Genomic DNA, 18,373 nt, shown 5'->3' on the forward strand with positions numbered 1-18,373 from the left:
ATTTGTGTTAAAAGCGCGCTACGCCCTTTTGTTACTACCTGAACAATGTTACACTAGAATACATAAATGGAACGGTTACATTCAAAGGAGGAAGGGTCTTGACCTTAAAGAGAACGCTCGTCGGTATCATCCGCAGTATGGAGGGAACCAGCGATCGAGCCAAGGATCCCAAATTAAAAACACGGTATTATAATTTATCCAAAGACAGAGCCTGGGAAGAAGTTTCTTCAACATTGAAAAAGATTCCGGGTTATAAGGTGCTTCATGAGGTTCCTTCGGTCGGAGAGATTATTCTGGAAAAACGCACAACGTTTGGGCGGACCATGGATATTACAGTTTCTGTTATTTCGGTAAGTCCGGTTCGAAGTGCTGTAGACATGTATTCAGCTTCACGTGGTTCGCTTGGAGATCTGGGTTCCAATTATCGAACGATCATGAATCTGTTTTCTGTACTCGATAAGAAGCTCGCCAAATATAAGGCAAACGATTGAAATAGATGGGTGGTAAAACAAAAAGCGAGAGAAGGTGAACCTTCCTCGCTTTTGTTCTGAACGTGGAATCCTTTTACAGCAAAGCTTTTACTGCAGCAATGGCTTGCTCGAAGTTAGGGGATTCTGTCATCTCAGGCAGATATTCCACATATGTAATCCGGTCTTCCGTATCCACTACGAAGATAGAACGCATGTCCAATTGGAATTCCTTGATCAGAACACCGTAGTTTTCACCGAAAGAGCGTGTTTTGTAATCGGACAATGTTACAACGCGGTCTACACCGGCAGCTCCGCACCAGCGTTCCTGTGCGAATGGAAGGTCCACGCTTACCGTCAAAACGACAACATTGTCGCCAAGTTCTCCGGCTTCAACATTGAAGCGGCGAGTTTGGGCATCGCATACTCCAGTATCCAGTGAAGGAACAACGCTGATTAGTTTGATTTTGCCTGCGAAGTCTTTCAGGGATGCATCTTCAAGCAGATTTTTGCTCAATGTAAAATCGGGAGCTTGATCGCCCACTTTCAATTCGGGTCCGATCAATGTAATAGGGTTGCCTTTGAATGTGGCTGCGCCTGTACGTTCTTGTGCCATAATAATGTTCCTCCTTAAATTGGTGATCCGTGCCAAAATCCATTATAATCTTTTATGAAAGGCATTGTCCAATTCGGACGTGCAATTATGATAATGAAACCAAGTGAAGGAAGATCTGAACAGGGTGGAGTGAAAGGGAAAACGTATGATATTTATTCGGTATGAAAATTGGAGAAGTTATTTGAAGTTTTTCCCGCTGACGTCAATTTTGTTGGTTGCCAATGTCGTGATGTTTATATTACTTGCTGCTAATGGTGGATCGACGAATACGATGACATTGCTTAAATTTGGTGCTTTGACTAACCATGAGTTTTTCTCGGGAGAATGGTGGAGATATTTTTCGTCCATTTTTCTTCATGCAGGTTTCAGTCATCTGCTGTTTAACAGCTTTGCGTTGGTTGTATTTGCGCCTCCGATGGAGCGCTTGCTCGGATCGGTAAGATATGGCTTATTGTATCTGGGCAGCGGGGTTCTGGGTAATGTTTTGGCGCTTGCCTGGTATAACTCTGCAGGAGAAACAACAATCTCTGTAGGTGCATCAGGAGCCATTTACGGGATTTATGGTGCGTTTCTGTATGTTGCTCTGTTCCAGCGGACGATGATGGATGAAGCATCACGCAAAACGTTGTATACACTGCTTGCATTCGGTATTATTTTCTCATTTGCCATGTCGGGCATCAACTGGATGGCTCATTTGGGTGGATTGTTGGGTGGATTCTTTATTTACGGACTTCTTATCCGTTTGTGGAGGCCGAGGAAATTCAGAAAGCAATAAACACGTATGGGTGTAATGATCTGAAGACGGAATGCAGGCAGGTCTAAGAAGGGTATAGCAGATTGGAGAGATCAGGCGAGTGGAATTAAGACAGTTGCATTACTTTTTGAAAGTGGCACAAAAGGAGCATGTGACCCAGGCAGCTGAAGAGCTGCATGTCGCACAGTCAGCAGTGAGTCGCCAGATTCATCAGCTGGAGGAAGAGCTGGGTGTTGACCTCTTTATGCAAAAGGGGCGGAATCTGCAATTGACCGCAGTAGGTCAGCTCTTCTGCAAACGTGTTGAAGGGATTTTAAAGGATCTGGACAAAGCAGTCGGGGAAGTTCATGAGTTTTTGGATCCGGAACATGGTGAAATTCGTATTGGTTTTCCTCATAGTCTGGGTATCCATCTGATTCCTTCGGTCGTGGCCGCATTTCGTCAGCGTTATCCCAATGTCAAATTCAGATTTAAACAGGGTATGTATCCGACGCTCATTCGTGACGTGCTGTCTGCTGAGGTGGATCTGGCTTTCATATCACCTTTCCCGGAAAAGCATGATCAGGTCGCAGGTGATATCGTGCTAACCGAAGAATTACATGCCATTCTTCCTCCGAATCACCCGCTTGCAGGAGAAGAGGAAATCGCACTTGAACAGCTCAAAGATGATAAATTTGTACTGTTCAGCAAAGGGTACTCATTGCGTCCGATCGTCTGGCATGCCTGCCTGGAAGCAGGGTTTACACCGAAAATTGCTTTTGAAGGTGAAGAGACGGATACCATTCGCGGGTTGGTTGCAGCGGGCATGGGAGTGAGTCTGCTGCCAGAAATGGCGCTTTTCCAGACCAATCCACTACAACCGGCACATGTGGCCATTTCTCATCCCAAAGTAACGCGGACCATTGGTTTGATCCATCGTGCGGATGACAAATTGCCGCTTGTAGCACAATCATTTCGTTCGTTTTTACTTAACTACTTCGGTTTGCAGCAAAACAATACCCCATCCGAGTAAACGGTGGGGTATTGTTTTTTGTTTCTATTTGTTCGATTAGTCGCGACTGTTGAAAATCCCGATGTAACGGATCAACTCAAGCAGGGAGATCAGTGCAGCGGCCACATACGTCAAAGCTGCAGCGTTCAGTACCTTGGCTACGCCTTTTTCTTCTTCATTGCGAATGTAACCTTCAGAAACCATGATTTCACGAGCGCGATTGCTGGCATTGAACTCTACTGGCAATGTAATGAGCTGGAACGCAACGGTAACGGAGAAGAAGATAATACCGAGACCAACAAGGTTCATGGCATTGAAGATAAAACCGGCAATCAACAGAAAAGGTGCAAGTCCGGATGCGAAGTTCACAATCGGGAAGATCCGGTGGCGAAGTGCCAGCATCGGATAGCTTTCCTTGTGCTGTATCGCATGGCCGACCTCGTGACAGGCTACGGAAACAGCTGATATCGAATTTTCATAATATACAGGTTCAGACAATCGTACAACCCGGTTAATTGGATCGTAGTGGTCTGAGAGGGCGCCGCGAACGGGTTCAATTGGAACATCGTGCAGACCGTTGGCATCAAGCATGTGACGTGCTGCATCATATCCGGTCATGCCATTCAGGTTTTGCACGCCAGCCCAACGGTTGAATGTACTTTTAACGCGAAATTGCGCCCATAAGGAGAGCAAAAAGGCGATAATGATCAAAACGAACATACCGTTATTAAAACTCATATTCATTCCTCCGCTTTCTAATATTAAGCTACATCATGGTGTTCTCAAGCAAGATCTTCAATGCTTCCATCGTACCGGCGCTTTTCGTAAGTAGGCCTGCCATCATTTTGCGTGCTTGTACAGGTTTCATCTCGCCAAGCAGCGGTTTGAGCTCGTTGACCTCTCGCTCGAGTTGTTGTACGTGGAGCTCAAGTGTTGTCAGTTTACTGGCAACCTGCTCTTCAGTGCTAACGAGGCTCCACTTCTCAAGAGATTGTTTAATCTCGTCGAGACTATACTTCTCTTGTTTCATCTGTACAATACGTTCTAGTCTGGTTAAAGTTTCATCACTATATAGACGATAGTTTTTTTCAGTGCGCTCTTCAGGAGCGATCAAACCAAGCTTCGTGTAGTAATCAATCGTCCGTTCACTCACACCAGCGGTCTTGGCTAGTTCGCCAATCCGAAAAAGTTTCATATCCCCAATGGTATTCACCTCGCTTGCAAGTTCTAATGTAGGGAACTATTCGATTCCACGTGCGGCTTTACAGACTCCGCCCAATTTTTTTCTTACTAATAGTTATGATACATGATCTTTAACCGTACAGTCAAACGTTATGCTTTGATCCGTTGTAAATCGTGTTTCTATATCTATGTGCTCATAGGACATGAATATGTACTTAAGTGCAAGAAAAAGACGCATGACTTTATTCCCAGAAATAATTTCTGGATTTGTTTAAAATACTCTTGTCAACTTTCCTGTCTTCTGCTTATAATGACATTAAGAGTTTCACGTTATGTGAAGAAAATTAACATAAGAGGGAGTGGGGTACATGAGAAAGAAATGGTTGGTTTCGGTGTTATTAATGCTTACTTTACTGGCTTTCCCAGTCAGCGCGTTTGCTGCAGCTGAGGGGCCGACTAACATCGAACTTCAAAGCGGTCTAAACTCAGCCTTTACGTTTCTGGCTGTTGTGCTGGTTTTCTTGATGCAAGGGGGATTTGCATTATTGGAAGCAGGTTCAACGAGAATGAAAAATGCAGGACACATTGCGGGTAAGACAATCCTGACGTTGGGTATTTCGGTTATTGCCTTCTGGGCTCTCGGCTTCGGTCTTGGCTTCGGTAACGGAAACAGCTTTTTTGGAACAACAGGATTTTTCCTGAGTGGTGACCAAATGGCTGCATCCTTCGAATCACTGGCCTTCTCCGATGTCCCACTTACCATTAAATTTGTATTCCACCTCGCTTTTGCGGCGGTATCGCTGGCCATTGCCTGCGGCGGTATGGCTGAACGTGCAAAAATGAGCGTATATATTGTTTTCGGAACACTTTATACCATTATCATGTATCCGGTTGTTGCTCACTGGGTATGGGGCGGCGGCTGGCTTGCAGAGCTGGGTATGCAAGACTTCGCAGGCTCAACTGTAGTTCACTTGACGGGTGCAACAGCTGCATTGGTAGCTACGATCCTCTTGAAACCGCGTATTGGTAAATATAACAAAGATGGCAAACCTAACATCATTCCAGGTCACAACCAAGTATATTCCGTGCTCGGCGTAATCATCCTCTGGATTGGTTGGTTCGGCTTTAACCCAGGTAGTACATTATCTGCTATGGGCGATGGATTCTTCGGTTATGTTGCATTGACTACAAACGTTGCCGCAGCTGCTGGTGGTGTTGCTGCACTGCTGATCTCGTGGGCAGTTCTTGGTAAATCCGATATTCCAAGCATGTTGAACGGTGTTCTTGCGGCACTCGTTGCGATTACAGGTGCTTGTGCCTTTGTAGAACCTTGGGCAGCTCTGGTTATCGGTGCTTTGGCAGGTATTATTACATTCTTCACAGCTCAATACTTCGATCGCAAAGGAATTGACGATCCAATCTACGCTTTCTCCGTTCACGGTATCGCTGGTATGTGGGGAGCGATTTCCACAGGATTGTTCGCAACTCCGGAGCTTGCTGAAAATGCAGGTGTAGGTCAAGCGGGTTTGTTCTACGGCGGTGGATTCCACCAGCTGGGAGTTCAACTCTTGGGTCTGGCTGGCGCATTCGCCTTCGTACTGGTTGTTTCCTTCATTATCCTTGGCGGAATGAAAGCCATCATGGGTATCCGTGTAACTGAAGAAGAGGAAACCATGGGTCTGGATCTTAGTGAGCACGGTACTTACGGGTACCCTGAGCAAATGAAAAGTATTGAAGGTAAAACGAGCGGTGGCGGTACGTTCAGCTCCTAGGGTGAATGATGACTGAATCACGCTTCAAGGAGGCAGGACATGATGGAACCTATCCCGTTTATAAACCATTCTTGGTCCTATCAAGGGATCGATGGTGCCGCTTCTTCCGAGGAGCTGCGTCAGGCACGTGTAGTTTTGCAGAATGAACTCCAGGAATTGTTGTCCGCTTCCTTGTCGCCGATCGAGTGGTACCAAACGGTAAATGAACTGCATGACCGGATATACCGGAAAGCAGTAGAGTTATGCATCCAGGGGATGGTAGAGGAAGGCTTCGGCCAGCCTCCCGTCCCCTATGCCTTTATCGTTTTTGGCAGTTCGGGCAGGGAAGAAGCTACATTATGGAGTGATCAGGACAACGGCATGATCATCAGCGATAACCCGCATGAGGGAAAAGAGGAGTATTTTGCCCAACTCGGGGGACGAATGGCTGATATGCTTGAAGAGCTAGGCTATGCCAAATGTGAAGGGAAAGTGATGTGTTCGGAGCCGTTATGGCGCAAAACACTGGAATCCTGGAAGGAACAGCTTCGGTCGTGGAGGTCGGATCTGGCGTGGGAACCTGTACGCAATTTGATCATCGCATCGGATATGCGTTTTGTGGCAGGGGAGAAAGGTCTGGCGGATGAATGGATTGCTGCCTTCTATGATGGGTTCAGAGCCGTTCCCGAGCTATCTGATGCTGTGCTGCGCAATACCGTTAAACACAAGGCAACCCTGAATATTCTCGGTCAGGTGGTCACAGAAAGGTTTGGAGAGCATGCTGGCGGTTTCGACGTCAAGTATGGACTATACATTCCGCTGGTAAACAGTGCACGTTTCCTGGCACTCCAGCATGGAATCAAGGAAACATCTACGCTTAAGCGAATACAGAGATTGGTGTCCCTTGAAGCGGTTCCCCTCACGTTGCTTGATGCGGCAGGGCGTGCTTTTATGATTGCACTGAAGTTTCGACGCAGTACACCGGTAGTCATTAGAGGTGGGCTGCAGCAGAGCAGTGGTTTTCTGGATGAGAAACAAATGAAGCAAAAACAGATGCATTATGAACTGAGGGATACATTAGGACAGGTGCGACGTGTGCATCGTGCACTGCAAAGACAACTTCGTTTTGCAGAAAGGAGACGTCCATGAGAGAGCCGGCAAGGGGCAATACTGGATTTTGGAATTCGCTGCGTCAGGGAGGGGTTCCTTCTGCCATCGCTTCCATAATGGGGGCCCCAACGGCGCAACACATGGCGTTCATTCGCTCAATGATGAGGGAGCAGCGCAGACCGGAAGTTCTGCATACGCCGCTGAATGAATTGGATGCTGTTGTGTTCGATTTGGAGACGACAGGTTTTTCTCCGCAGCATGGAGATGAGATTCTATCATTTGGCGCCGTGCGCATCAGTGGTGGTGTAGTGCTGGAGGGAGAACAGTTTTATACACTCGTTCAATCCAAAGCTGCAGTACCAGAACACATTACCGAACTTACAGGTATCACACAGCAGATGTGCGTTGATGCACCTACACTGCTGGAGGGGCTGCATGATTTTATGTCTTTTGTTGGAGGCAGTGTACTGGTTGCACATGCAAGTGCGCATGATCGGGCATTTCTGAATGCTGCTCTGTGGCGCACCTCCAAGGTCAGACTGACTCATCGGCTGATCGATACCATGATGCTGGCTCGATGGCTGGAGCCGGACAGACCGGGATATGGTCTCGATGAACTGCTGGAATCAAGGGGGATCCCGATATACGGACGCCATCATGCATTGGAAGACGCCAAGATGACTGCGCAGCTATGGTCCTGTTATTTGGAGGATATGACTCGTAAAAATATAGAAACACTGGGTGACTTGTACACCCATTTAAGTCATGCGTAGTTGTGCTGGCTGGACATCATAGCACTTTTGCTGATGTGACTTACTTGGGTTTTCCACTTTGTACAGGATCTCATAACCATTCAAATGCATACTAGGTTCAGACTTGCTTGTCAGAGCAGGCGTGCCAATCAGATACACCTTGATTAACTCGGCGTAAGCTGGAAGGGCCATGAGGTCCTGATGGGACGGTACGGGACTGGTTCGCGGATGTGAGTGGAAGATGCCAATGAGCTGTGGCTCGTTAAATATGCAACGAATCCATTCCTCCTCATCCAGGCTGAAGTGATGCAGCGGGTTAGGCGCAACGTTGCGAATTGGCTGAAACCGACTGATTCGTATGCCGCCCGCTGCAGCTTCACCCAGCACAACCCCGCAGGCTTCCTGCGGCAGCGAATCGTACATGTGTTTCGACATTTCTTGCTCTACGGAAGAAGAAATGAAGATCGTGTTTTGCTGTCCGTGAAGTGCTGCCATTTTGTATTCACCCCTCTCTCTTTGGCTCCTGCTTAGGCAGGGGTCCTTTTTTTGTTTGAATTTGTATGATCCCTGATTGTAAAATTTTAAAGGAAAAGGGTACAATATTAAAGAGATTATTTTACAACAAGGATTAAGTGACATCACCACGTGCAAGCGTATCAAGTGATTAGGACCACTTGCAATGAGTGACGGTAATAAAGTTATACCCGAGATGCTGATTCTACGAGAAGGTGGCTAGCCATGAAACGAAACATATACATACTGCTTGGTGTTGTATTGCTCATTGGGGTTGCACTGGCTCAAAATGCGGATAACGGAATCGCTGCCGTGTTTAAACAAGAAGAGCCGCTTCCAACCGAAACAGGACCGAGAGCGGGATTGCTGGCCCCGGGGTTCACTCTTAAAGGCATGGATGGAAAAACATATACCGCAGGAGGAGCAAAGGAAAAGGCTGTATTTGTCAGCTTCTGGGCTTCCTGGTGTGAACCCTGCAAGGAGGAAGCGCCAGCGCTTAATACCTTAGCAGCTAAATATAAAGATGAAATGGATATGTATGGAGTCAATGTAACCCCTTACGATAAGCTGAAAGATGCGAAAGCTTTTGTGGAGGAATACAAACTGACGTTCCCTATTTTGCTTGATGAAGATGGGGAAGCCTATGCAAAATATAACGGTGTGGCTTTTCCCACAAATGTGCTGATTGACAAGAATGGAGTTATTCAAGAAGTCATACTCGGCATTTTGCCTGAGAAGGAATTGGAGCGTAAAATCAAGAAAGTCATCAACTAGTGAATCGTATAAAAAGCGCCTGTCCCCAGTGATTTTGGAGGCAGGCGCTTCGTTTATTTTCCGGGAAATAAGCGTTAATGGTTGCTTAATCCATGCATGGCTGTGTGAACAACATTCGGCTCGTCCTGTAACTTTTCCTGAAGCAGGGCATAACGGAAACTGTGAACAAGGGCTTCCCAGCTGGCTTCAATGACGTTTTCGGAAACGCCGACCGTATTCCATGTATTCTCTGTATTTTTGGATTCAATTAATACACGTACTTTGGCTGCTGTGGCATCCTTCTCATCAAGTACACGAACTTTATAGTCAGAGAGATGCATGTTAGCAAGCGAAGGGAAATATTGGACAAGTGCTTTCCGAAGAGCGTTATCGAGAGCATTGACCGGACCATTGCCCTCCGCAGCGGTATAAACGCTTGTTCCAGCGACATTGAGCTTAACGAATGCTTCGGAGACAACGGACTTGTCGGCTGCTTTTTCCACGAGCATTTTGAAGGATTCGAATGTGAACAGTTCCTTCATATCTCCGTTTGCTTCGCGAATGAGCAGCTCAAGGGAAGCGTCTGCACCTTCAAACTGATAACCTTGATGCTCCAAATCTTTGATTTTTTCAATGATCTGGCGGGAATTGGCGCTGCTTGGATCGAACTCCAGTCCAAGTTCCTGTGCCTTGGAGACGATGTTGCTCTGCCCAGCCAACTCGGAAACGAGTACACGCTGTTTGTTCCCGACAAGTTCAGGTACGATATGTTCGTAAGTACGGGAATCACGCAGGATAGCAGAGACGTGAATGCCGCCCTTATGAGCGAAGGCCGCATTACCAACATAAGGCTGGTTGATCGGCATATTCACATTGGCAATCTCGCTAACATAGCGGGCTACGTTTGTGAGCTGTCTCATCGAATCTTCGGACACGCATTCATATCCAAGCTTGAGCTGTAGGTTCGGAATAATGGAAGCCAGATTGGCATTGCCGCAACGTTCTCCATAACCGTTCATCGTGCCTTGAACCTGTCTGGCACCAGCTTGTACAGCACTAAGCGTATTGGCGACAGCCAGTTCACAGTCATTATGTGTATGGATTCCGAGATGAGCATGAGGGAGACTTCCAGAGAGTCTGGATACAATCTCGTATACTTCATGCGGCATGGTTCCGCCGTTGGTATCACACATCACGAGCCAGTCTGCACCAGCTTCATGAGCTTTCGTTAACACAGCTTGAGCATACTCCGGGTTATGCTTGAATCCGTCGAAGAAGTGCTCGGCATCGAAAATAACTTCCATTCCATTTTGCTTTAAATAAGCAATGGAATCATAGATCATGGATAGATTCTCTTCCAAAGTGGTTTGCAAGGCGGTATGGACGTGGAAATCCCACGATTTACCAACCAATGTTGCTGCTTGTGCACCGGATTCGATCATCCGTTTCAAATTGGCGTCTTCGCTGGCGATGCTTCCTTTGCGACGTGTACTGCCAAAAGCAACGACCTTGGCATTGAGATTTAATTCTTTCACTCTTTTGAAAAACTCAATGTCTTTGGTGTTGCTGCCGGGAATTCCGCCTTCAATATAATGAGCACCTAGGTCGTCGAGTTTCTTGGCAATTTTAAGCTTGTCATCTGCCGATAAACTGACACCCTCCCCTTGTGTGCCGTCACGTAAAGTCGTATCGAAGATGGAAATGGCCTTTGACATGAAGATCCTCCTTTGAGATAAAGCGCTTTTTAAAAAGTTGAATGTTGTGTTGGAAAAGTGTTCAAATAAGTGTGCATGTGAATCCTTCGGTTCTGCAACGCTACACTGTGTTAAACTCCATGCGTTGATTTGTCCTAAAGTCGCGAATTTGTATAATTAATTATTATAGCACCATTATGGCCAAATGCTACACAGAAATCGCAGTTTCGTGTAACAAATTTTTGTTTCTCGATGATCGGATAAGTGATTGATATCTAAATGTATGTTATATTGAAGTTTTAACTGGTAAATGGGATATATGGAAAAGAGGAGGGACATGAATGCATTTTGTATGGGAGAACACGGTTATTGCCTTGATTTTTTTAATTCTTTTGGTGAGTGTAGGGTAGGCTAATTATTCGATCAATCCTCCGGTCTACTCGAAAATAGGAAAATAACAAACGTAACTGATTTTACATAACGAACTTGATATAATAGGGTGAATAGAGATTTAAGCTTCATTAACTAGAGTACGAAAGGGCGGAGGTACATGTCTGGGGATGAAACCCGTCACACGAATGTGGATCGATATTATCCTGCCGCCGGAAGGGTCATTTTGCATGTCGACATGAACGCATTTTATTGCTCGGTGCATGAAGCCGAAGAGCCGGAACTATACAGAGGAAAAGCAACAGCTGTAGCGGGCAGCAGTGAAGTAAGAAAAGGCGTTATCGTGACGTGTTCATATACGGCTCGAAGAAAAGGCATCTCGACAGGCATGGTCGTCCATCAGGCGTTGAAAAAATGTCCGGAATTAATCGTAATTCGTCCTGATTTTCATCTATATCGTCAATATTCAAGAGCATTTATGAAAATAGCCTACAGTTATACACCACTGCTGGAGGCAACCTCAATAGATGAATGTTATCTGGATATCACAGGCTCTAAACAGTTCGGTACACCCATGGAAATTGCGGAGAGCATCCAGCAACGAATTCGGGAAGAACTGGGACTTCCATGTTCCATCGGCATTGCACCCAACAAATTGCTGGCAAAGATGGCTTCCGATCTGAAGAAACCTAACGGCATTTCCATCTTGCGAATGAGGGATGTACCTCAGATTCTCTGGCATAGACCCTGCAATGAGTTGTTCGGTATTGGCAAAAAGACGGCTGAAAAACTGAAAAAGCTTGGCATTGAAACCATAGGACAGCTTGCAAAATCGGATGAGCGGATGCTGACGGATGTATTCGGAGTTAACGGTACCTGGCTGAAGAATTCAGCCAATGGCATCAATCATTCTACCGTTCAGGCAGAGCGGGAAGCGAACAAATCCATTGGGCATACCACGACGTTACCAGCGGACATTACCGAGATGGAGGACGTACACCGTGTACTGCTCAACATTAGTGACCAAGTGGCCAGGCGTTTGCGCAAGCACGAGATGCTGAGTCAGGGGATTCAGATTACAATCCGAACACCGGATATGAAAACCATCACCCGTTCACGGATGATGGAAGTTCCTACGGAGGATGCAACGGTAATCTACCGGGAAGCCTGCGCTTTATTTGCCAAGCACTGGAGTAGTGGGAAGCCTGTACGCATGCTGGGAGTTACCCTTCAGAATTTGATTCCACGTGAGGAATCAGCTGTACAGCTGGATCTGTTTGAATACGAACAGAAGCCGAAAAAGGAGAATCTGATTCGCATTATGGACCAGCTGCGTGACAAATTTGGAGAGAATGCTGTTGTAACAGCGGGCATGCTGGGGGATGACCCTTCCGTTTTGCTCCGTAATCACAAGGTGAGGGGCACGTCTTTGCAAAAAGATAACTTGCAAAGTCTTGATTAAATAGGGCATAATATACTCTTGATGTTGTCAAAATAATTTGAAATTACTTCTACTTTGGTTTAATATGTTTTCTAGATAAAAACACTGTACGTTTCGAATTTTAGGAGGAGAGATTGTAATGAGTAAGTACACTTGGGTTGAAAAAGACACATGTATTGCATGTGGTGCTTGCGGAGCAACGGCACCTGACATTTATGACTATGATGATGAGGGCTTGGCAGAAGTGATTTTTGATGGCGATGCTAACCAAGGAATCAAGGCTATCCCGGACGACCTGTTCGACGATATGCAAGATGCTTGTGATGGCTGCCCAACGGATTCCATCAAAGTAGCGGATGAACCTTTCAACAAAGAAGGCTAATCATACACCATATAACCAGGAAGAAGCACATTCCTCTGTCTTAGGGCAGTGGGACGTGCTTTTTTAGTGCGTAGAAATTCATGTTGGTGCGGGTTCTATAGTTGAAGGGTTGTGATATTTTGTCGAATGCTTTGCGTTCCATCCGGGTACTCAAGTCCTATGGATTTCATTCCGTCCTATGCCGATATAAAAGATAGTAACGGAAAAAGCTGAATCAAGCGGAGGATCGGATGCAGAATACTCACCTAAGAACATATGTTAAGAAACATCCTGATAATAAAATGGCCTGGTATTTGCTCGGTAAGGAGTATGTGCGTGAAGGTCAGGAAGGCAAGGCCAACTATTGTTTTCAGCAAGCGGGCGAAGTTTACGAAGCATTTGAACGGAGTAAGGCTCCTGCAGACATATGGGTGGATTATCAAAACAAGCTGGTGGAGATGGGAGAACAGAAGGAGAGGAAACAGCGCATTCGCAAAATGTGGCTGACCCTGCTGATGCTGCTTGTGCTTGCTCTGGTACCGCCTGCAGATGCTCCAGGATTCAATCGTGACGCAGCTGAAGCGTTGGCATCGGCTTTGGAAACCGGGGATGATGATTGGGCGGATGGCCCAATCTCTGATGATCATGAAGCTGCTTCGGCTCCTATCACCAATTCGAATGTTTTTACAGCTGCGAGATTCGGAGGGAACCAGCATGGAGAAACTGCGCTCGCTGCTGCATGGTCTGGTGCGGGACCTAAGGTGGAGACATCGGCTGTTCTGGGCATGCAGACTTCTGACGAATGGGCGTTATGGAAACGGAATATGCCGGTAAAATATATTGTGCAAACAAATAGCAGCGGCAGATTAACAGCCCAAAGTTACGATGCCGACCAGTGCAACTGCGAACCGCCCGAGGTTTCAAAAGACATCAAGCAGCTTGCACAAGTGTGGACAGCCAAACAAGAATCAGCGGCTTCGTTGTCCAGTGCAATCCATACATACTATAAGCAAAACAAAACCTGGCCCAAAAACGTAAGTCAGCTTGCGCAGCCTTTTCCAAACAACATTTTGGGTGAGACAGCACCGGGCATGAAAGACATGTTTCCTGCAATACTTGCGATGCAGAAGCAAGGAAAGGAAGAGGCAGGTCAACAAGCCGGTCAGGAACAAGCTGGGCAATCACCTGCTCTGCAAGCGGGTGGTCCATTTGCAGATACGCTTGGAGGGGAACTCTTTTTACAGGATCCATTGGAGATCGTAGTCGATAAAAGCAACCACAGACTTGCGTTGATTAGCGGTAATACCATTATTCGCAATTATGAGGTCGGGTTAGGGGGAGGGAGAACACCAGAAGGCAGTTTTGTCATTACGGACAAAGTCGTGAATCCAAATGGTCGCTCTGATGGAGAATTTGGTACAAGAGGCATGCAGCTGTCGGATACAAATTATGCCATCCACGGGACCAACGAGCCTGACAGTATTGGGCTGGATGAGTCCCTTGGATGTGTGAGAATGAGTACTGGGGATGTGGAGGAACTGTTTGCACTCGCACCTCAGGGCACCCCGGTACGCATTGGAACGAATCTTCTGCCAAAGACCATCCTTGTACCGGAATCGAAGGATCGCTATCAGCATACGCTTGTTCCCAAACAGAACAATCCAAACAAGACGTATCATTGGCTGAACTAATCGATTCCTGTAATCTGTTACGATGGCGTGTACTCCAGCTAAAGCATTATGTACTGGACTGGCAGTCGGTTTGACCGTTTACATATTGGCGATAATGATGAGTGCGCCGATAATAATGATCAATCCGATGACGCTGGCCGCTGTCCAAGCAATGGCTTTCCGATTGACTTCTTCTTTCTTTTGCTGCAAAGCAGGCGGTTTACGTTTGGGAGCCATGGGCTGTCCCTCCTTCGTTCATTGGTACTGGTGTATCGTTGCCATGCTCCCATTGTAAAGAATTCACCTCGTCATTTCCAGTATGCGGGATTATTTCTTCCATAAGGTTTAAAGTGGTTTGCAGACTTGGCTAAAATGAGGATGTCTATGCGCAAACTACTTTCCTTTTGATGAAGAAACGGATAGACTTGTGTGTAGAGTGTTTTTTTACATATGAAAAAGACGGGAAAGCATATTTACGGCGTACCGGACGAGAACGGAGTGAGTGATTTGTTATATAGAAGTCTTGCTAAACCCTTGTTGTTCAAAATGGACCCTGAACAGGCCCATCATCTAATTATTGGCGGCCTTAGCGGCATGGGCAGTATTCGCCCGGTGCCTTCCGGCTTGCGGGTGATGTATGGCGTGCGTGAAACGGAAGATCTGGCTGTCGACATGTTCGGCTGTCATTTTCCCACCCCAGTGGGCCTTGCAGCAGGTCTGGACAAAAATGGACAGGCCGTAACGGGTTTCTCATCCATTGGATTCGGGTTCATGGAAGTCGGCACCGTAACACCGCTCGCGCAGCCTGGCAATGATCAGCCACGTCTGTTCCGTCTGCCTCCAGATGAAGCTTTGGTGAACCGGATGGGGTTCAACAACCTTGGGGCGGAAGCAATGGCAGGTGAATTGGCACGTCTGAAGGAGCGTCGTATTCCCGTTGCAGTCAACATCGGCAAAAACAAAGCTACACCTAATGAAGAAGCACACCTGGATTATGAAAAATGTATTCGGGCGATGTATGCTTATGCGGATTTGTTCGTCGTGAATATCAGTTCACCAAATACACCGGATCTGCGTAACCTGCAACATGGGAATGAATTGAAGGAACTGCTTGCAGCCGTGATGAGTGAAATGGAAGCACAACGCACAAAAGCAGGCGGGTCGGTCAAATCGGTTCTGGTCAAAATCGCACCGGATGTCAACGACCAGGAGCTTGAATATATGGTCAGCACGATCGCGGATAGCGGTGTTGCCGGCATCATTGCCACTAACACGACGGTTAACCGGGAGGGTCTATCCCATCAGCATGCCAAGGAAACCGGTGGACTCAGCGGTAAACCGCTGCGGGATCGTTCCACGGAGGTAATTCGGCGCATCTATCGTCAAACCGAAGGGAAACTTCCGATTATCGGTTCCGGAGGTATTTTTACAAGCGAAGACGCATACGAAAAAATTAAAGCCGGTGCAAGTCTGGTGGAAATATACACAGCTCTGATCTATGAAGGACCTGAGGTGAATCGGCGTATCCATGCCGGATTGCGTGAGCTATTGCGCAAAGACGGTTATCGTCATATCTCCGAAGCTGTTGGTGCAGAGCACAGATAAGAACATAAAGGATAAGAAGTTCCCCGGAGCGAAAATATAGAAGCTTGGAAGAGGATTGCGTACGGGACTCTTCCCCCCGCTGAACATCATGTATAATAGACTAGAACAGGGGACGCTATAGAGACAGGAGGCATAAGCATGGACGGTAGAGACTGGGGTACATTTTTACTTCCTTATGAACAAGCGGTAGAGGAATTGAAAGTCAAATTCAAGACAATGCGAGCGGAACTGAAGAAACGGGAAGAATACGCCCCGATTGAATTCGTTACCGGTCGTGTCAAAAAAATATCCAGCATTTTGGAGAAATCCAGACGTCTGAATGTGCCACTAGATCAGGTAGAGACGGGAATTGAGGATATTGCAGGAATTCGTATTATGTGTCAATTTGTGGATGATATTCGAAGAGTGGCGGAGTACATCCGCGCACGCAAGGATTTAACGGTATTGATTGAGAAAGATTATATTACGAACTTCAAAGAGAGCGGTTATCGCAGTTTCCATATGATTATTGAATATCCTGTTCAGACGGCTCTGGGACAGAAGAAAGTGCTGGCCGAGATCCAAATCCGGACGCTGGCCATGAACTTCTGGGCTACGATTGAGCACTCGCTGAGCTATAAATATCGGGAAAGTCTGCCGGATGATATGCGGGCAAGGCTGAAGAAAACGGCAGAAGCCGCTTTTGTATTGGATAATGAGATGTCAGCCATTCGGCTGCAGATCCTCGAAGCGCAGAAGGAGTTTGAAGATGATTCAAACATCGTCTCCAAGACACTGTCCATCATACATCAGTTGTATTTCTACCATCTCGTCAATGAGGCCATTGAGGCTCAGAAGCGCTTTAACGACTGCTGGGAGCGTCATGACATGGAAGCACTTAAAGATTTATTGGATGATGTGAAGGCTCTTCTGAATTCGGCTAGGAAGGGCGAAAATCCCGATGAGCAGCTATGAGCCGCTGTATATTGATTATTTGATCTATTTTAACCGTGATCAGGACTACTTCGAATGCCATGAGGTTTTGGAAGAGTTGTGGCTGGAACTAGATCGGGATCCTTTTTATAAAGGCTTGCTGCAGATTGCAGTTGGCTTATATCATTTCAGAAACAGCAATCTTCGTGGAGGGCGGATGATGTTACAGAGTTCGGTTGATCTGCTGGAGCATTATCCTGAACGTACAAAAGGGATTGAGCTTGGAGAATTGGTCGAGGAAGTGAAGGGACTAGTCAGCGGACTAGCGGGTCCTGAATCGCAGCATTTTCCATATAAGGATCTGACCATACGGATCTGGGATGAGACACTGACTAATGCATTTCAAGAACGATCTAAGGAACTGAAACCCAACATTCCGCAGCGTCGCAGCCCGACGCGGGGACGCATCTATGAAGAGAAAATGAAAGCAATGCAGCAGGCGAACAATTTTGGTGAAAATCAGAATTAGTATAGATGGCATGATGCATATCGGATATAACATAAATCACCCCGGCTGAACCTTGGAAAAGGATCGGCCGGGGTGATTTTTTGGTCTGCGTTTATTGGCTATGAAGCTCAGAGTAAATATGGAAGAGCCTGTCCACATGCACCACTTGAAGTGAGATGTTGATTTGTAGTCAACGATTACTTCTTAGCTTGCCGAAGCAGCGGAGCTGCCTTTGTACTTGTCAAAAAATTGTCTGTAGTCATCCAGCGTATAACCGTTGTCACTACCATTCTCCTGAAGTCCGCCAACCATGCGATCCTTCTCTACGCCATCTTGATAATAAACCAGCGTAGGTGTAAATTCGATATTATAATCTGTCCAGCCGGAATCGAACTCACGCAAATTGAATTGTGGCAGCTCAATACCTACTTCGTCTACCAGCGGCATCAACTGTGGTGTCGTTGCCCGGCAATGTGAGCAATCGGAGGCAAAGAAATAAACGAAAAAGCTTTCCTTATTATCAATCTTGGATTTGAGAGCATCCGGCAGAATAATCTGTTGGTAGTTAGGATCATCGAGCAATTCGCGTGTAGCCGGATTAAGCTTGGAAGCTGCAATACCATAAGCATTCTCCACAGCGTCCATTTGTTTCTTGGATTGTTGATTTACTACGACAAGCGCTGCAATTAGGACCACGAATATACCCAGGAAAATCAGGATTGAGGCACTTTTCTTTTTCTTCGATTTCATTGGACATCCCCCATCGATCATATCAAAATATAGTTTTGGCAAAAATAAAGGTTGGGATAATATACATAAACACCCGTTTTTTGCACGAGAATCAACCTACTTGTCATTATACAACATTACACGCTGTAGTGGAATATGCAGCGAATCAATAGG

General features: G+C 46.4%; 20 protein-coding genes. 13 read left to right on the top strand and 7 right to left on the bottom strand.

Annotation, left to right across the window (positions count from 1 at the left end; all coding sequences use genetic code 11):
* Positions 1-98 precede the first annotated feature (98 nt).
* On the top strand, positions 99-491 hold the full coding sequence (locus AC3RCI_RS10080) for a DUF1499 domain-containing protein (protein WP_154896022.1): 393 nt from the start codon (positions 99-101) through the stop codon (positions 489-491).
* 73 nt (positions 492-564) lie between these two features.
* On the opposite strand, the gene tpx is transcribed toward AC3RCI_RS10080, so the two are convergent.
* On the bottom strand, positions 565-1,083 hold the full coding sequence (gene tpx, locus AC3RCI_RS10085) for a thiol peroxidase (RefSeq protein ID WP_154896023.1): 519 nt from the start codon (positions 1,081-1,083) through the stop codon (positions 565-567).
* A gap of 145 nt (positions 1,084-1,228) precedes the next feature.
* Between tpx and AC3RCI_RS10090 the strand changes: the two genes are divergently transcribed.
* Both AC3RCI_RS10090 and gltC read left to right on the top strand, forming a co-directional pair.
* Positions 1,229-1,858 carry a rhomboid family intramembrane serine protease gene (locus AC3RCI_RS10090; protein ID WP_492528813.1) on the top strand — a complete coding sequence of 210 codons (630 nt, stop codon included), beginning with the start codon at positions 1,229-1,231 and terminating at the stop codon, positions 1,856-1,858.
* A gap of 79 nt (positions 1,859-1,937) precedes the next feature.
* The gene (gltC, locus tag AC3RCI_RS10095) at positions 1,938-2,849 is read left to right on the top strand and encodes a glutamate biosynthesis transcriptional regulator GltC (protein ID WP_127536444.1); all 912 of its coding nucleotides are present in this window, start codon (positions 1,938-1,940) and stop codon (positions 2,847-2,849) included.
* Between the two features lie 36 nt (positions 2,850-2,885).
* On the opposite strand, the gene AC3RCI_RS10100 is transcribed toward gltC, so the two are convergent.
* Entirely contained in the window at positions 2,886-3,566 is a 681-nt protein-coding gene (locus AC3RCI_RS10100) for a zinc metallopeptidase (RefSeq protein ID WP_127536443.1), read from the bottom strand.
* 28 nt (positions 3,567-3,594) lie between these two features.
* Complete coding sequence (locus AC3RCI_RS10105; protein WP_127536442.1) at positions 3,595-4,023, bottom strand: MerR family transcriptional regulator; 429 nt, start codon at positions 4,021-4,023, stop codon at positions 3,595-3,597.
* Positions 4,024-4,378: 355 nt separating this feature from the next.
* Here AC3RCI_RS10105 and AC3RCI_RS10110 point away from each other — a divergent pair, with 355 nt between their 5' ends.
* The 3 genes from AC3RCI_RS10110 to AC3RCI_RS10120 are packed head-to-tail and all read left to right on the top strand — an operon-like array spanning position 4,379 to position 7,644.
* Positions 4,379-5,782 (top strand): ammonium transporter, encoded by a 1,404-nt coding sequence (locus AC3RCI_RS10110; RefSeq protein ID WP_154896024.1) that lies wholly within the window; start codon positions 4,379-4,381, stop codon positions 5,780-5,782.
* A 42-nt stretch (positions 5,783-5,824) separates the two neighbouring features.
* Positions 5,825-6,910, top strand: coding sequence for a DUF294 nucleotidyltransferase-like domain-containing protein (locus AC3RCI_RS10115; RefSeq protein WP_419719982.1), 1,086 nt, complete (start codon positions 5,825-5,827; stop codon positions 6,908-6,910).
* A complete protein-coding gene (locus AC3RCI_RS10120; RefSeq protein WP_336779504.1) occupies positions 6,907-7,644 on the top strand; it encodes an exonuclease domain-containing protein in 738 nt (245 codons plus the stop codon). Before AC3RCI_RS10115 ends, AC3RCI_RS10120 begins: the two co-directional genes overlap by 4 nt.
* Here the strand turns inward: AC3RCI_RS10120 and AC3RCI_RS10125 are convergent.
* Positions 7,630-8,118 (bottom strand): M67 family metallopeptidase, encoded by a 489-nt coding sequence (locus AC3RCI_RS10125; RefSeq protein WP_492528815.1) that lies wholly within the window; start codon positions 8,116-8,118, stop codon positions 7,630-7,632. The two genes, AC3RCI_RS10120 and AC3RCI_RS10125, sit on opposite strands and share 15 nt — an antisense overlap.
* A 243-nt stretch (positions 8,119-8,361) precedes the next feature.
* Here AC3RCI_RS10125 and AC3RCI_RS10130 point away from each other — a divergent pair, with 243 nt between their 5' ends.
* Positions 8,362-8,910: a TlpA family protein disulfide reductase gene (locus AC3RCI_RS10130; RefSeq protein ID WP_492473219.1), complete on the top strand. Its 549-nt coding sequence runs from the start codon at positions 8,362-8,364 to the stop codon at positions 8,908-8,910.
* Between the two features lie 74 nt (positions 8,911-8,984).
* On the opposite strand, the gene cimA is transcribed toward AC3RCI_RS10130, so the two are convergent.
* Positions 8,985-10,604, bottom strand: a complete 1,620-nt coding sequence (gene cimA / locus AC3RCI_RS10135; protein WP_127536437.1) for a citramalate synthase — start codon at positions 10,602-10,604, stop codon at positions 8,985-8,987.
* 529 nt (positions 10,605-11,133) lie between these two features.
* Between cimA and AC3RCI_RS10140 the strand changes: the two genes are divergently transcribed.
* The 3 genes from AC3RCI_RS10140 to AC3RCI_RS10150 all read left to right on the top strand — a co-directional run bounded on the left by AC3RCI_RS10140 (position 11,134) and on the right by AC3RCI_RS10150 (position 14,466).
* The gene (locus AC3RCI_RS10140) at positions 11,134-12,435 is read left to right on the top strand and encodes a DNA polymerase IV (RefSeq protein WP_492528817.1); all 1,302 of its coding nucleotides are present in this window, start codon (positions 11,134-11,136) and stop codon (positions 12,433-12,435) included.
* A 118-nt stretch (positions 12,436-12,553) separates the two neighbouring features.
* On the top strand, positions 12,554-12,796 hold the full coding sequence (locus tag AC3RCI_RS10145) for a ferredoxin (RefSeq protein ID WP_062322102.1): 243 nt from the start codon (positions 12,554-12,556) through the stop codon (positions 12,794-12,796).
* A gap of 230 nt (positions 12,797-13,026) precedes the next feature.
* Positions 13,027-14,466 carry a L,D-transpeptidase family protein gene (locus AC3RCI_RS10150; RefSeq protein ID WP_492528819.1) on the top strand — a complete coding sequence of 480 codons (1,440 nt, stop codon included), beginning with the start codon at positions 13,027-13,029 and terminating at the stop codon, positions 14,464-14,466.
* Positions 14,467-14,544: 78 nt separating this feature from the next.
* Here AC3RCI_RS10150 and AC3RCI_RS10155 read toward each other — a convergent pair whose 3' ends face one another.
* Positions 14,545-14,682: a hypothetical protein gene (locus AC3RCI_RS10155; RefSeq protein WP_164764163.1), complete on the bottom strand. Its 138-nt coding sequence runs from the start codon at positions 14,680-14,682 to the stop codon at positions 14,545-14,547.
* 270 nt (positions 14,683-14,952) lie between these two features.
* On the opposite strand from AC3RCI_RS10155, the gene AC3RCI_RS10160 reads away from it, so the two are divergent.
* The 3 genes from AC3RCI_RS10160 (at position 14,953) to AC3RCI_RS10170 (ending at position 17,491) form a co-directional block, all read left to right on the top strand.
* Complete coding sequence (locus tag AC3RCI_RS10160) at positions 14,953-16,050, top strand: quinone-dependent dihydroorotate dehydrogenase (RefSeq protein WP_492529864.1); 1,098 nt, start codon at positions 14,953-14,955, stop codon at positions 16,048-16,050.
* Between the two features lie 138 nt (positions 16,051-16,188).
* Positions 16,189-17,004, top strand: a complete 816-nt coding sequence (gene yjbM, locus AC3RCI_RS10165; protein ID WP_095288001.1) for a GTP diphosphokinase — start codon at positions 16,189-16,191, stop codon at positions 17,002-17,004.
* Entirely contained in the window at positions 16,991-17,491 is a 501-nt protein-coding gene (locus AC3RCI_RS10170) for a DUF309 domain-containing protein (RefSeq protein ID WP_336779509.1), read from the top strand. Before yjbM ends, AC3RCI_RS10170 begins: the two co-directional genes overlap by 14 nt.
* Positions 17,492-17,674: 183 nt before the next feature.
* Here the strand turns inward: AC3RCI_RS10170 and AC3RCI_RS10175 are convergent, their stop codons facing one another.
* A complete protein-coding gene (locus tag AC3RCI_RS10175) occupies positions 17,675-18,220 on the bottom strand; it encodes a thioredoxin family protein (RefSeq protein WP_336779510.1) in 546 nt (181 codons plus the stop codon).
* Positions 18,221-18,373 lie beyond the last annotated feature (153 nt).

This window comes from Paenibacillus sp. MT124 (genome assembly GCF_058792755.1).